The sequence below is a fragment of the Nocardioides hungaricus genome (assembly GCF_054782915.1).
In genome coordinates, this window is the sequence record NZ_BAAGRO010000009.1 from 39,587 (window position 1) to 52,415 (window position 12,829).

Sequence of the window (12,829 nt, forward strand, 5' to 3'; positions counted from 1 at the left end):
CTAGGACCTCAGCAGGCCACGACCCTGCCCGACACTCACTCAGGTCTCGGCATCGACCACCCGGCGCAGCGACTCCGCGTCGCGGCCGACCACGGTGGTGCCGTCGGCGGCGGTGATGATCGGGCGCTGGATCGTCCGCGGACGGGCGGCGAGCGCGGCCAGCCAGTCGTCGCGGTGGGCGGCGTCCCGGGGCAGCTCGATGCCCTCCTCGCGCGCCTCCTTCGCCCGCGCGAGGTCCCACGGCTCCAGCCCGAGCCGGGACACGACCTCGCCGAGCTCGGCGGCGGTCGGCGGGTCGTCGAGGTAGCGGCGCACGGTGTACTCGATGCCCGCCGCGTCCAGCTCCGACACCGCCGTCCGGCACTTCGAGCACGCCGGGTTCAGCCAGATCTCCATCACTCGACCTCCAGCTCGGTCGCGCCGGTCATCGCGGCGAGCTCCTCGAACGTCGTTGAGTACACCGCCGAGGGGTGGCCGGCGGCGGCCCACACGACGTCGTACCGGCGCAGCCACGGGTCGAGGTACGTCGGCACCGGCCTCGGGTGGGCGATCGGCGACACCCCGCCGATGACCTGCCCGGTGTGCTCGCGCACGAACTCCGGCGTCGCCCGCTTCAGCCTCGCGACGCCGAGCTCCGCGGCGACCTTCGCGGTGTCCACGCGGTGCGCACCGGAGGTCAGGATCAGCATGGGGGAGCCGTCGGCGTCGAAGAGCAGGCTGTTCGCGATCGCCCCGACCTCGCAGCCCAGCGCCTCGGCGGCGAGCGCGGCGGTGTGGACGGAGTCGGGGAGGACGACGATCTCGCCGGTGCCGCCCCGGCCGTCGTGCTCGTCACGGAACCGTTCGATCGACGGATGCTCGGAGGTCATGACCGAGACCCTAGGGTGTCGGTGCACGGTGTCGGAGGCATGCCGTCGGCGAGAGGAGGAGTGCGGATGGGCCAGCAGCGTTCGGTGATGGTGGCCGGGGCGATCTGGCTGACCGCCGGGGCGGTCGGGCTCGCCGGCCTGGCGACGCTGTTCACCATCGTGTTCAAGGACGAGCTGGTCGACGGCTGGGCGGCGGGCCGTACCGGCGACACCGGGTCGGTGACGCCGCCGGCGTTCGTGCCGGTCTCGGTCACGATGTTCTTCGTCGTCGCGATGCTCACCTTCGTCGTGGTCGCGTTCTTCCGGCAGGGCCACGAATGGGCCCGGGTCATGCTCAGCCTGATCGCCGTCGTGCTCGCCGCCGCCACCCTCGCGGTGCTCCGCACCGACCCGCCGACACTCTTCCTCGGGGTCGCGATCGTCTCCCTCGTCGTCGACGTCGCCGCGGTCGCCGCGCTCTGGCACAAGGACACCCGCGCCTTCTGCGACGAGCCGGCGGACCTCTCCCGGCGCTGATACCACCGCTGGTCTCACCGCTGGCCGCTGCTCCCTTGACGGGCTGTCCGTGGGCGGGTGTACCGTGAGCAGCGTTCGAACAGATGTTCGAGCAATGCCCGGCGGGGACGACCTCGACCCCCGTCCCCGCCGGGTCCTCCCCGCCTCGGGGAGGGTCGTGGCCGGGGTCGCCGCACCGGGGTCGAGGGAGAGGTCACCGATGAACCCGTACGCCCTGCCCGCCACCACCCACGCCTACCTCGCCCGGGCGGCCGAGTCGCTGAGCGAGGCGGTCGCCGCGCGGGAGGTCCCGGCCCGCTACGCCTGCGCCCACGTCGCCGCGCTGCGGGCGGCCGCCGCGGTGCTCGCGGCCCGAGCCGCGCCGGCGCCCGTCCGGCGCCGGCCGCAGAGGAACGCCTGGCTGCTGCTCGCCGAGGTCGCCCCCGAGCTCGCCGAGTGGGCGCAGTTCTTCGCGGGCGGCGCGGCCAAGCGGGCGGCGGCCGAGGCCGGCTCGACCCGCGCCGTCACCGAGCGCGAGGCCGACGACCTGGTCCGCGACGCCGACCGCTTCCTCGCGATCGTGGAGCGCTCGCTCGGGCTGGTGCCGCACGTCGCGCTCGCGGACCGGCAGGCGGCGATGCGCGCGGGGTGAGCCTCGACGGCTGAGGTCGGAGGCCGCGCACGCCGCACGACCGGGGACCGACCCGTCTAGTAGCCCGTCGCCGCTAACAGTTGCGCTGCGCGCACCCAGGGCACGCACCTCGCGGCGTTGCCGTCGCTCGCGAGACAACCAGGTATGGCGTCGCGCCGGCGCCTTGCGATGCACGCACCCTGAGCACGCCCAACACCAAGTCTTAGCCACGACGGGCTACTAGGCTGGGCGCATGACGAGCGAGCGCCCGAGCGAGCGACGTAGCGCCGCCCGTACCTCCGTGGTCTGGGACGCGCTGCTGCCGGCCCTCGACGGCGTCGCGGACGTGCTCGACATCGGCGGCGGCACCGGCGGCTTCGCCGTCCGGGTCGCCGAGCGGGGCCACCGGGTCACGGTTGTGGACCCCAGCCCGGACGCGCTCGCCGCGCTCGACCGCCGCGCCCGTGAGGTCGGCGTGGCGGTCACCGGTCAGCAGGGCGACCTGTCCACGCTGCGCGAGGTGGCCGGCACCGACGGCGTCGACGCGGTGCTGTGCCACGGCGTGCTCGAGGTCGTCGACGACCCGGCCGCCGGGCTGGCCGCGATCCGCGAGGTGCTCCGGCCCGGCGGCACGCTGAGCCTACTGGTCGCCCAGCGCCACGCCGCCGTCGTCGCTCGTGCGATGGCCGGGCACTTCGCCCAGGCACGGGCGATGCTCGACGACCCCGCCGCGGGCGGCGGACGCGCCGGGCACCGCTTCACCGAGGACGAGGTACGCCGGCTGCTCGTCGGCGCCGGTTTCGAGGTCGTCACCGTGCACGGCGTGCGGGTCTTCGCCGACCTCGTCCCCGGCTCGCTGCTGGACCTGGAGCCCGGCGCGACCACGGCCTTGGTGAAGCTGGAGCGCGCGGTGGCCGAGCGCCCCGAGTTCCGGCCGCTCGCGACCCAGCTCCACCTGCTGGCGCGCTGACGCCGTCCCAGCCGGCTCGCGGCCGGGACGGACGGGCACGGTTCGATCACGAATTTCCCGATCCCGCCTACCGACTTGACCGGCCGCTGCCTAGACTGGCGGTAGCCGGGCGAGAGGCCCGGCCGAAGGACCAGGGAGGTGCGGTGCTCTCGGAAGAGGAGCTCCGACTGCTCGAGCAGATGGAGCGTGCCCTGGTCGAGGAGGACCCCAAGCTCGCCTCGACCCTGCGCGGCACGGCGTTCCGCCGCTCGGCCCGCCGGCGCGCGATCATCGCGGGCGTCTGCTTCGTCCTCGGCGTCGTGGTCCTGATGGCCGGGGCCGTCGCCCAGCAGCCGATCGTCGGCGTGGTGGGCTTCGTGGTCATGCTGGTCTCGGCCACCGTGGCCTTGACCTCGCTCCGCAGCCAGCAGGCCGCGGCCGCCGACCCGCGCGCCGCCCACCCCAGCCACGGCTTCACCGTCATCGACGGTGGCCGCAGCGGCAAGACCCGGCGCCCGCGCCGTACCTCCGGCCACTCCTTCATGGAGCGCATGGAGGAGCGCTGGCGCCATCGCCGCGAGGACGGCGGGTTCTAGTCCCACCGTCCTCCTCCGTCGAGACACCGCAAACGGCCCCCGATCCAGCGGATCAGGGGCCGTTTGTGGTGTCTCGACGAGAGACGGTCAGCTCGCGTGGTCGACGATCCCGCCGTACGGCGTCTCGACGACCGCCGGGGCGGCACGCCGGGTGCGGCGGGCGAGGGTGAGCGCCGACCGCGGCCACCACGCCGCCCGGCGGCGGGCCGATCCGGCGGCGCCGCCGGCCAGGGCGGCGAGCACGGCCTGCGCGTCGCCGCGCACCGCGGCCCGGTCGGCTCCGGGGTCCGAGCCGGGACGGGCGTAGCGCTGCAGCTCGAGCTCGTGCACGAGCCGGTCCAGCGCCTCGGCGGCCGCCGGGGCGACCGCGGCGCCGTGGGCGGGCCGCTCCACCGTCTGCGAGCCGAGCGGCGTGCCGAGGTGGTCGACGAGCCGGTCGCGGGTCGCCCGCGGCGAGCGGCCCTCGGGCCACGGGACGCCGAGGTCGACGGCGGTGTCGCGCAGCTCGGCCCAGACCAGCTCGGGGCTGCCGCTGCCGAGTCGATGCCGGCGTCGTCGGCGGCGCAGCGTGCGGGGGAGCAGGGCGCCGGCGAGCAGCACCGCCCCGGCGAGGACCGCCCCGCCGACCACGAGCCAGCGGTCGCCGCTGCCACTGCTCCCGGTGAACGCGCCGGTGGTCACGTCGGTCTCCTCGACCGGGATCCGGTTGTTCGGCAGCGGACTGGACTCGCCCTGGCTCGGCTCCGTGGACTCCGAGGGGTCCACGACCTGGCCGTCGCCGACCTGCGTGTACGACGGCGCGTCGCCGGTGCGCAGGGCGGGCGTCGGCTCGAACCGCACCCAGCCGGCGCCGTCGAAGTAGAGCTCGGGCCAGGCGTGCAGGTCGCGCGCGGTGTAGACGTAGGTGTTCGGGCCGGTCTGGGTCGGCGAGAGGAAGCCGACCGCCACCCGGGCCGGGATGCCGAGCAGCCGTGCCATGATCCCCATCGACGACGCGAACTGCTGGCAGTAGCCGGCGCGGCTGTTCGGGCCGGTGCCGAGGAACTGCTCGAGCGCGGCGTACCCGCTGCCGTCGACGTTCTCGAGCGTGTACTCGAACTCGGAGCGGAACCACTCCTGCAGCGCGACCGCCTTCTCGAACTGGCCGGTCGCGCCCGCGGTGACCTGGGTGGTGAGCTCCTGGACCATCGGCGGCAGGTCGTCGGGCACCTCGGTGAAGATGTTGCTGACCTGGCCCGCCGACGTGCCGGCGTCGCGGAGGTCGTCAGCGGACAGGTCGAGCTCGACGCCGGTCGCGCTGTAGCGCAGGCCGGCCGTGGTGAGGTCGTCGGGCACGGCGAGGAAGTCCATGGTCTTGCCGTCGTAGCGCCAGTCGCCCTCGGCGGTCACCCGCGAGACCAGCGCCGGCGTCGGCAGCCAGGTGGACTGGAACGCCGGCAGCACGGCGAAGTCGTAGGCGAACTCCTTCCGCGGCGTCTGCGGGTCGACGCCCTGCAGGGGCGGCAGGTTGCCGGCCGCGCGCTGCTCCGCGGGCACGTCCCGGTCGCCGGGGCTCCACTCGACGTTGGTGAACCGGGTGAGCGCGACGAGGCGGAGGTACGACGGGTCCGGGTCGTTGGTGGTGACCTGGATCAGCGGGGTGGGGTCCTGGCTCTTGAAGTCGCGGACCAGGCTCGTGGTCGGGTTGTCGATCTTGATGTCGCCACCGCCGCCGGCCCCGGGCCCGAAGTCGAACGCCTGCAGGCCCGCGGTCGGGATCAGCGCCGGCAGGAAGACCGCGAGCGCGGTGGCGACCCCGCCGATGGTGCCGGCGGTGCTGCGGACGACGTGGGCGCCGGCGCCGTACGCGATCGGGTCGCCGGTCTCGCGGTCGACGCCGATCGGCCGGCCCCAGCGGGCGACCGCGTCGGACTCCTGGAGGAACAGCATCGTCAGGTAGCCGGCCGCGGTCAGCGCGAACACCCACCAGGAGATGTCGTTGCCGACCAGGCTCACCGGGATGCTGTAGATCGTCAGCAGCGGCAGGCCGGCCAGCGGCACCTTGCGCCAGGTGCACGCGAGGAGGTCGACGAGCAGCAGGCACAGCAGGCCGCACAGGATCATCAGCGCGTCGATCGGCGGCGCCTGCGTGGGCACCGGCGCGGCGAACCGCTGCGCGCTGTCGAGCGCCTGGCCGATCGCGCGGTGCAGCTCGGTCCAGTCGTCGCCGACGGGCAGCGGCGAGCCGGTGATGAGCACCATCGCGACCAGGCCGGAGGCGAGCACCTGCACCAGCACCACCACGGGAGCGGGCGCCCGCCACCAGCGCAGCGCGATGCCGGTGCCGGCGACGACGATCGCGAGCAGCAGCAGCGGGCTGAGGTAGCCGCCCGGCTCCTCGGCGAACCCGCGCCAGGCGTACGTCGCGATCCAGGTCGTCAGCGCCGCGACGGCCGGGAGGAGGAGGGCGCCGGCGACGGTGCCGCGGCTGCGGTTCATCCGGCCACCTCCTCTGCTGCCGGCTCTGCCGCGGGCTCGGTCGAACGAGCCGGCCGGACGCCTCGCGCCCGCTGGGCGCTGGCGGCGCCGAGCTCCTGCCAGGCCGCGTCGAAGCGGTCGCGGGGACCGAACGCGACGGTGCGCCAGCCCTGGCCGCCGAGGGCCGGGGTGGCACCGACGCCGGGCGCAGCGCCGGCCCACGCCTCGACGTCGAGCGCGATCGCGAGGGCCGACCCGGCCTGGTGCCGCATCCGGCGCAGCACCGGCAGGTCGGAGGCCCCGACGTGGCCGAAGACCGCGACGGTCAGCCCGCCGTGGGCGCCCTCGGTGAGCCACCCGGTGTCGAGCCGGCCCTGCCCGACCGGCGAGACGACCGCGAGCGCCTCCAGCAGGGGACCGGTGTTGAGGTCGGTGTCGCGCAGGTGCCAGGCGCTGCCGGGGTCCTCGCCGGTGGCGGTGACCAGGCGGACGGCGAAGCCGCGGTGGCTCAGGTGCACGGCGATCGACGCCGCGGCGGAGACGGCCGCCTCCAGGGAGGACGCGATGCCGTGGCCACGGTGCGCGATGGTGCGGTTGTCGAGGAAGAGCGTCGCCCGCGACTGCCAGGGCTGCTCCTCGCGGCGCACCATCAGCTCGCCGACCCGCGCCGAGCTGCGCCAGTGCACCCGGCGCAGGTCGTCGCCGCGGCGGTACTCGCGCACGGTGACGTCCTCGGCGCTGCCGGAGGCGAACGCCCGGGGCCGGTTGTCGCCCGAGCCGGTCCACGCGCCGCCGAGCGGGATCTGGGGGAGCACGACGGTGCGCGGTGTCACGGTGAGCGGCACGGTGGTGCGGAAGGCCCGGCCGAGCTCGACCAGGCCGAACGGGTCGGTGACCCGCACCGACATCGGGCCGATCTCGAACCTGCCGCGCACGTCGGAGCGGACCTGGTAGGTCACGGTCTGCTTCCAGCCCCTGCCGATGCCCTCGACCACGAACCGCGGCCGGGTGCCGAGCACGTAGGGAAGGTGGTCCTCGAGCAGCAGCATGCCGTTCGGCGTACGCCCCTCGTTGCTGAGGGTCAGGGTCACCCGCGCGGGCTGCCCGGCGGCGACCAGCTGCGGGGTGACCGTGCGGACCAGCGCGAGCCGGTAGCGGTTGCGGCCGACCACCCACGCGGTCAGCAGTGGCAGGACCAACACCAGGACGCCGACCCGGGTCAGCGCGGTCTGGTCGAGCACGATCGCGCACACGACGGCGGTGACGCCGGCGGCCAGGAACGCCCGTCCGCGGACGGTGAGGCCGGACAGCGCCTCCCTCATCGTCAGCGCGCGCCGTCGGGGACCGGTACGCCGGCCACGACCGCGTCGAGGATCGTGGCGGTCGACCGTCCGCTCATCGCGGCCTCGACGCTCGGCAGCAGCCGGTGCGCGAGGACCGGCCGGGCCAGGCGGTGGACGTCGTCGGGGAGCACGTAGTCGCGGCCGTCCATGGCGGCGACCGCCTTGGCGGCGCGGACCAGGTGGAGGGTCGCCCGCGGGGACGCGCCTAGTGTGAGCTCGTCGGTACGGCGGGTGGCACCGGTGATCGCGACGGCGTACCGCTGCACGGCGTCGGAGACGTGGACCTGCGCGACGATCCCGATCAGCTTGTGCACCTCGGCGGCGTCGGTGACCGGCTCGAGGTCGTCGAGCGGGTTGGCCCGGGTGTGCGAGCTCAGCATCGCCAGCTCGGCGGCCTCGACCGGGTAGCCGACCGACACGCGCGCCATGAAGCGGTCGCGCTGCGCCTCGGGCAGGGCGTAGGTGCCCTCCATCTCGATCGGGTTCTGGGTCGCGATGACCATGAACGGCGCCTCGAGCTGGTAGGTCGTGTTGTCGACGGTGACCTGGCGCTCCTCCATGCACTCCAGCAGCGCGGACTGGGTCTTGGGGGAGGCGCGGTTGATCTCGTCGCCGACCACGATGTTGGCGAAGACGCCGCCGGGCCGGAACTCGAACTCGCGGGTGTCCTGGTTGAACACCGACACGCCGGTGACGTCGGACGGCAGCAGGTCGGGCGTGAACTGGATCCGGCGCACCGAGCAGTCGATGCTGCGCGCCAGCGACTTGCTGAGCATGGTCTTGCCGACGCCCGGCACGTCCTCGATGAGCAGGTGGCCCTCGGCCAGCAGCACGACCAGCGACGCGTTGACGACATCGGGCTTGCCCTCGATCACCCGCTCGATGTTCGCCCGGACCCGGCCGACCACCCGCGCCAGCGTCTGCAGGTCCGCCCCGTTCTCAGCCACCCTCGCCGTCCCTTCCCCGATCCCCGCGTGATCCGCGCCACGTGTCCTCTCACCGTATCCGTGCTGCAGAAACCTACGTACCCCGAGCGGTGCTCGGTTCGACTTCGCCGGCCACGAATCGGTTGCGAGTCGGTTGCCCGGCGGACTCCCCACCCGGCACCCCACCCGGCACCCCACCCGGCCCCACTCCGGCACTCCACCCGCGCTGACCAGCGCAAATGCGCCAGGAGTGCAGTGCGTCGGCGTACGGAACCGGCGCGGCCGGCGGTCCGACACGCGCCCGAAGCGGGCGGAGTGGTTGACGGTGGGGGAAAGTGGCGTAGAGTGGGGCGAAGTGGAGGAAGCCCCCGCCAACGGGTGGAGCGGAGTGGAGGTGGCCCGATGTTCTTCATGGGCACCTACACCCCCAAGCTCGACGACAAGGGGCGGCTCTTCCTCCCGGCGAAGTTCAGGGACCGACTCGCGGAGGGGCTCGTGGTGACCCAAGGTCAGGAGAACTGCCTGGTCGTGTGGCCCACGGACGTCTTCATGGAGGAGGCCCGCAGGGCCCAGGGCACGCCGCTGACCGTGCGGGGTGCGCGCGACTACGCGCGCATCCTCTTCGCCGGCGCGGACGAGGGCTCGCTGGACAAGCAGGGCCGGATCGGCATCCAGGCCTCGCTGCGGGAGTACGCCGCCCTCGACCGCGACGTGGTCGTGATCGGCGTGATGGACCGCATCGAGATCTGGAACCCGGCCCGGTGGGAGGAGTACTCGACCGGCGCCCAGGCGAAGTTCGCCGAGCTGGACGAGCAGCCCAACCCCGCCCAGCAGAGCTAGCGCCCAGCAGCACCAGGCAGCAGCACCGGCAAGAACTCAACAGCGATCCGCAGGACGAGGTCTCGCGCCCGCTCCCGCGCCACCTGGGGCACCTTCCCCGGTTCCAGGTGGCTCTTCCCCCTCAGCACCACGCCACGGCAGCACCACCGGGAGCGGGCAGGGACCTGGTCAGGCGGATCGACACATTTCGGGCAGTACCACCACATTCGGGCGAGGGTCGAGGCAGGGTCGAATGAGCATCGCGCAGCTTCCGGTCGAGGAGGCGGCCCCGGTACGCCGGGTCCGCCACCAGGCCCGCGACGCCGCGACGGTGATGGCCTTCTCGGCCGCCACCTCGCTGGGGGTCGCGGTCGGGTTCCTACTGCTGGCCGTGCTGGCGCGTCAGGCCTGACATGGGCGCCCCCTCCCACGTCCCGGTGCTGCTCGACCGGGTCGTCGCCCTCCTGGCGCCCGCGCTCGAGCCCGACGGGTCCGTCCTCGTGGACTGCACCCTCGGCCTGGGCGGCCACAGCGAGGCCGTCCTCCGGCGCTTCCGCGCGGTCCGCGTGGTCGGCATCGACCGGGACCCGCAGGCACTGGCGCTGGCGGGCGAGCGGCTGGCGCCGTACGGCGACCGGTTCACCGGCGTGCACGCCGTCTACGACGAGATCCCCGACGTGCTCGTCGACCTCGGGCTGCGATCGGTGGCCGGCGTGCTGTTCGACCTGGGCGTCTCCTCGATGCAGCTCGACGTCCGCGAGCGCGGCTTCGCCTACGCCGAGGACGCGCCGCTGGACATGCGGATGGGCGGCGAGGGGATGACCGCGGCCGACGTGCTCAACACCTACGCGGCCGCCGACCTGGCCCGCATCCTGCGGGAGTACGGCGAGGAGAGGTTCGCCCGCAAGATCGCGGCCGCGATCGTGCGCGAGCGCGAGCAGGCGCCGTTCACCACCTCCGCGCGGCTGGTCGAGCTGCTGTACGCCGAGATCCCGGCTCCGGCGCGACGCACCGGAGGCCATCCGGCCAAGCGCACGTTCCAGGCGCTGCGCATGGAGGTCAACGACGAGCTCGCGGTGCTGCGCCGGGCGATCCCGGCCGCCATCGACGCGATCTCGGTCGGCGGCCGCGTCGTGGTCGAGTCCTACCACTCGCTGGAGGACCGGCTCGTGAAGCAGGCGTTCACCGCGGCGACGCGGCTGGACGTCCCGGAGGACCTGCCGTTCGTGCCCGCGGGGCACGAGCCGGCGCTCCGGCTGGTCACGCGGGGCGCCGAGAAGGCGAGCCCCGGGGAGATCGAGCAGAACCCGCGCGCCGCCTCGGTCCGGCTGCGCGCGATCGAGCGGGTCATCGAGGGAGGGGTAGCAGCATGAGCAGTTCGGTCGCCCAGATCCGGAGCCGGATGCCGCGGATCGCCGAGCACGCCGTCGAGCGCGCCCGGCTGACCGTCGTACCGCGCCCGCGCACCCGCGCCTCGCGGATGCCGTTCGTCGCGCTGGTCTCGATGGTGCTGCTCGGCGGCGTCGTGGGGCTGCTGCTGTTCAACACCTCGATGCAGCAGGCGTCGTTCGCGGCGACCGCGCTCGAGGGCCAGGCGACCACGCTGGCCGCCCGCCAGCAGGCGCTGCAGATGGACCTCGACCGGCTGCGCGACCCGCAGCGCATCGCCGGCGCCGCGGTGCGGCTGGGCATGGTGCAGGCCGGCAACCCGGCGTTCCTCGAGCTCGGCAGCGGCAAGGTCACCGGCGAGCCGTCGGTCGGCGGCGCGGTCTCGCTGCGGATCGACCAGCTGCCGCCGAAGCGGCCGGCGCTGCTCGACCCCGACCCGAACGTCGTGACGGTGACGGGGCAGGAATCGGAAACTTCGGGCGACACGGGCCGGCAGAGCGCCGGAAACGGCCGCGAGAAGAACAAGAATCGCCAGTAGCCACACCGGTCCCACCCGACTCCCCAGAAACGAGCACCCGTGCGCGAGCCCCGCCAGCCCCGACCCCCGCGCGGCTCCCGCCGCGGCTCGCCGCAACTGCGGCTGCGGGTGGGGTTCGTGGTCATCGCGATGGTGCTGTCGGTCTTCGGCGCCCGGCTGATCCAGCTCCAGGGCCTCGACCCCAACTCGTACGCCGCCCGGGCGGCCGCCGAGGGGCTGGTCGAGGTCGAGCTGCCGGCCGAGCGTGGCGACATCCTGGACCGCAACGGCCAGCCGCTGGCCGGCTCGATCAGCGGGCTGATGATCATCGCCGACCCGGCGCTGACCGGCGAGAAGGCGCCCGAGCTCGCCCGGTTCCTCTACCGGCGGCTCGACGTCGACTACCCCTCGACGCTCGAGAAGCTCCGCCAGGAGGGCAGCCGGTACGAGTACATCGCCCGCCGCGTCCCGGCCACCCGGGCGACCCAGGTCGTCGCCGCGGCCGAGCGCGCCGGCTACGAGGGCCTGTTCACCCAGCGCGACCCGCTGCGCGACTACCCGCCCGGCGACGTCGCGTCGAACCTGGTCGGGTTCCTGGGCACCGACGAGCCCCTGGCGGGCTTCGAGCTGACCTTCGACGAGATGCTCTCCGGCACCGACGGCTCGGCCCGCTACGAGGTGAGCGGCGGCAACCGGATCCCGCTCGGCGAGAGCACGACCACCAGGCCGGTCGACGGCCAGGACCTCCGGACCACGATCGACCTCGAGCTCCAGTGGTACGCCGACCGAGTGCTGCGCCAGACCGTCGAGGACGCCGGCGGGGAGTCCGGCTTCATCGTCGTCATGGACAGCCGCACCGGCGAGCTGCTGGCGCTGGCCGACGACCCGACGTACGACGCCAACGACCCGACCGCGGCGCCCAAGGCCGACCTCGGCTCGCGCGCCATGCAGGACGTCTACGAGCCCGGCTCGGTCGAGAAGGTGCTGACGGTGAGCTCGCTGATCAACGAGGGCCTGGTCACCCCGCGCACCCAGCTCGTGGTGCCGCCGCAGCTCCAGCGCGAGGACCGGCCGATCAACGACTGGTTCTCCCACGGCACGATCCGCCTCACGCTCGCCGGCGTGATCGCGAAGTCCTCCAACATCGGCACCGTCCTGGCCACCGACAAGATCGGCGCGAGCGGCCTCTACGACTACCTGCGCAAGTTCGGCCTCGGCCAGCGCACGGACATCGGCGTGCGCGGCGAGACCCCGGGCCTGCTCCCGGCCAGGGGCTCGTGGACCTCGCAGATGAAGGACCGCATCGCGTTCGGCCAGTCGCTCTCGGTCAACGGCGTGCAGATGGCCGCGGCGGTCAACACCATCGCGAACGGCGGCGTCTACGTCTCGCCGAACGTGATCCGCGGCTCCGCCACCACCGCGGACGGCACGGTCGTCGGCACCGACACCGCCGTCAAGCGGCGGGTGATCAGCGCACAGGCGGCCTCCCAGACGGCGCAGATGATGGAGCTGGTCCTGGATCCCGAGGTCGGCGTCGCGCCGGGTGCCGCGGTGCCCGGCTACCGGGTCGCCGGCAAGACCGGCACGGCCCAGCGGGTCGGCGAGAGCGGCACCTACGACGGCTCGACCACGGTCTCCTTCGTCGGCTTCGCGCCCGCCGACGACCCCCGGTTCACCGTCTACGTCGTGGTCCAGAACCCCAGCAACGGCGGCGGTGGCGGCTCGGTCGCCGGCCCGGCGTTCGCCAAGGTGATGAGCTACGCGCTCAAGCGCTACGCGGTCCCGCCGACCGGCACGAAGCCCTCGCGACTCCCCGTGGAGTGGTGAGGGAGTCGCGG

At 73.9% G+C, this 12,829-nt stretch carries 14 protein-coding genes; 9 read left to right on the forward strand and 5 right to left on the reverse strand.

The genetic code is table 11. The features are described 5' to 3' along the window. Nucleotides 1-39: 39 nt before the first annotated feature. Together ACYVKX_RS03915 and ACYVKX_RS03920 are read right to left on the reverse strand one after the other, a co-directional pair. Nucleotides 40-396, reverse strand: coding sequence for an ArsC/Spx/MgsR family protein (locus ACYVKX_RS03915; RefSeq protein ID WP_460829280.1), 357 nt, complete (start codon nt 394-396; stop codon nt 40-42). After that, complete coding sequence (locus ACYVKX_RS03920) at nt 396-869, reverse strand: YbaK/EbsC family protein (RefSeq protein ID WP_460829281.1); 474 nt, start codon at nt 867-869, stop codon at nt 396-398. The genes ACYVKX_RS03915 and ACYVKX_RS03920 overlap by 1 nt, the downstream gene beginning before the upstream one ends. 66 nt (nt 870-935) lie before the next feature. Here ACYVKX_RS03920 and ACYVKX_RS03925 point away from each other — a divergent pair, with 66 nt between their 5' ends. From ACYVKX_RS03925 to ACYVKX_RS03940, 4 genes are all read left to right on the forward strand, one after another. Beyond that, nucleotides 936-1,385, forward strand: coding sequence for a hypothetical protein (locus ACYVKX_RS03925; RefSeq protein WP_460829282.1), 450 nt, complete (start codon nt 936-938; stop codon nt 1,383-1,385). Between the two features lie 199 nt (nt 1,386-1,584). Then, nucleotides 1,585-2,016: an SAV_6107 family HEPN domain-containing protein gene (locus ACYVKX_RS03930; RefSeq protein WP_460829284.1), complete on the forward strand. Its 432-nt coding sequence runs from the start codon at nt 1,585-1,587 to the stop codon at nt 2,014-2,016. Between the two features lie 232 nt (nt 2,017-2,248). Further along, complete coding sequence (locus tag ACYVKX_RS03935; protein WP_460829285.1) at nt 2,249-2,965, forward strand: class I SAM-dependent methyltransferase; 717 nt, start codon at nt 2,249-2,251, stop codon at nt 2,963-2,965. Nucleotides 2,966-3,108: 143 nt separating this feature from the next. Further along, on the forward strand, nt 3,109-3,540 hold the full coding sequence (locus ACYVKX_RS03940; protein WP_460829287.1) for a DUF3040 domain-containing protein: 432 nt from the start codon (nt 3,109-3,111) through the stop codon (nt 3,538-3,540). An 87-nt stretch (nt 3,541-3,627) separates the two neighbouring features. Here the strand turns inward: ACYVKX_RS03940 and ACYVKX_RS03945 are convergent, their stop codons facing one another. Genes ACYVKX_RS03945 through ACYVKX_RS03955 form a run of 3 tightly spaced genes read right to left on the reverse strand, consistent with a single transcriptional unit; the run spans nt 3,628 to nt 8,287 of the window. Beyond that, entirely contained in the window at nt 3,628-6,018 is a 2,391-nt protein-coding gene (locus ACYVKX_RS03945; protein WP_460829288.1) for a transglutaminase family protein, read from the reverse strand. Continuing rightward, a complete protein-coding gene (locus tag ACYVKX_RS03950; protein WP_460829289.1) occupies nt 6,015-7,319 on the reverse strand; it encodes a DUF58 domain-containing protein in 1,305 nt (434 codons plus the stop codon). The genes ACYVKX_RS03945 and ACYVKX_RS03950 overlap by 4 nt, the downstream gene beginning before the upstream one ends. 2 nt (nt 7,320-7,321) lie before the next feature. Continuing rightward, nucleotides 7,322-8,287: an AAA family ATPase gene (locus tag ACYVKX_RS03955; RefSeq protein WP_460829290.1), complete on the reverse strand. Its 966-nt coding sequence runs from the start codon at nt 8,285-8,287 to the stop codon at nt 7,322-7,324. Nucleotides 8,288-8,668: 381 nt separating this feature from the next. Here ACYVKX_RS03955 and mraZ point away from each other — a divergent pair, with 381 nt between their 5' ends. The 5 genes from mraZ (at nt 8,669) to ACYVKX_RS03980 (ending at nt 12,818) form a co-directional block, all read left to right on the forward strand. Continuing rightward, nucleotides 8,669-9,106 carry a division/cell wall cluster transcriptional repressor MraZ gene (gene mraZ, locus ACYVKX_RS03960; RefSeq protein WP_460829291.1) on the forward strand — a complete coding sequence of 146 codons (438 nt, stop codon included), beginning with the start codon at nt 8,669-8,671 and terminating at the stop codon, nt 9,104-9,106. Between the two features lie 232 nt (nt 9,107-9,338). Continuing rightward, complete coding sequence (locus ACYVKX_RS03965) at nt 9,339-9,497, forward strand: hypothetical protein (RefSeq protein WP_460829292.1); 159 nt, start codon at nt 9,339-9,341, stop codon at nt 9,495-9,497. A gap of 1 nt (nt 9,498) precedes the next feature. After that, nucleotides 9,499-10,458, forward strand: coding sequence for a 16S rRNA (cytosine(1402)-N(4))-methyltransferase RsmH (gene rsmH, locus ACYVKX_RS03970; protein ID WP_460829293.1), 960 nt, complete (start codon nt 9,499-9,501; stop codon nt 10,456-10,458). Beyond that, on the forward strand, nt 10,455-11,012 hold the full coding sequence (locus ACYVKX_RS03975) for a hypothetical protein (protein WP_460829295.1): 558 nt from the start codon (nt 10,455-10,457) through the stop codon (nt 11,010-11,012). The genes rsmH and ACYVKX_RS03975 overlap by 4 nt, the downstream gene beginning before the upstream one ends. A gap of 39 nt (nt 11,013-11,051) precedes the next feature. Next, nucleotides 11,052-12,818, forward strand: a complete 1,767-nt coding sequence (locus tag ACYVKX_RS03980; RefSeq protein ID WP_460829297.1) for a peptidoglycan D,D-transpeptidase FtsI family protein — start codon at nt 11,052-11,054, stop codon at nt 12,816-12,818. Nucleotides 12,819-12,829: the final 11 nt, after the last annotated feature.

Excerpts from the sequence above, each read along its gene's own strand:
- ACYVKX_RS03915 (WP_460829280.1), bottom strand. The coding sequence starts at position 396 with ATGGAGATCTGGCTGAACCCGGCGTGCTCGAAGTGCCGGACGGCGGTG.
- ACYVKX_RS03920 (WP_460829281.1), bottom strand. The coding sequence starts at position 869 with ATGACCTCCGAGCATCCGTCGATCGAACGGTTCCGTGACGAGCACGAC.
- ACYVKX_RS03925 (WP_460829282.1), top strand. The coding sequence starts at position 936 with ATGGGCCAGCAGCGTTCGGTGATGGTGGCCGGGGCGATCTGGCTGACC.
- ACYVKX_RS03930 (WP_460829284.1), top strand. The coding sequence starts at position 1,585 with ATGAACCCGTACGCCCTGCCCGCCACCACCCACGCCTACCTCGCCCGG.
- ACYVKX_RS03935 (WP_460829285.1), top strand. The coding sequence starts at position 2,249 with ATGACGAGCGAGCGCCCGAGCGAGCGACGTAGCGCCGCCCGTACCTCC.
- ACYVKX_RS03945 (WP_460829288.1), bottom strand. The coding sequence starts at position 6,018 with ATGAACCGCAGCCGCGGCACCGTCGCCGGCGCCCTCCTCCTCCCGGCC.
- ACYVKX_RS03950 (WP_460829289.1), bottom strand. The coding sequence starts at position 7,319 with ATGAGGGAGGCGCTGTCCGGCCTCACCGTCCGCGGACGGGCGTTCCTG.
- mraZ (WP_460829291.1), top strand. The coding sequence starts at position 8,669 with ATGTTCTTCATGGGCACCTACACCCCCAAGCTCGACGACAAGGGGCGG.
- ACYVKX_RS03965 (WP_460829292.1), top strand. The coding sequence starts at position 9,339 with ATGAGCATCGCGCAGCTTCCGGTCGAGGAGGCGGCCCCGGTACGCCGG.
- rsmH (WP_460829293.1), top strand. The coding sequence starts at position 9,499 with ATGGGCGCCCCCTCCCACGTCCCGGTGCTGCTCGACCGGGTCGTCGCC.
- ACYVKX_RS03975 (WP_460829295.1), top strand. The coding sequence starts at position 10,455 with ATGAGCAGTTCGGTCGCCCAGATCCGGAGCCGGATGCCGCGGATCGCC.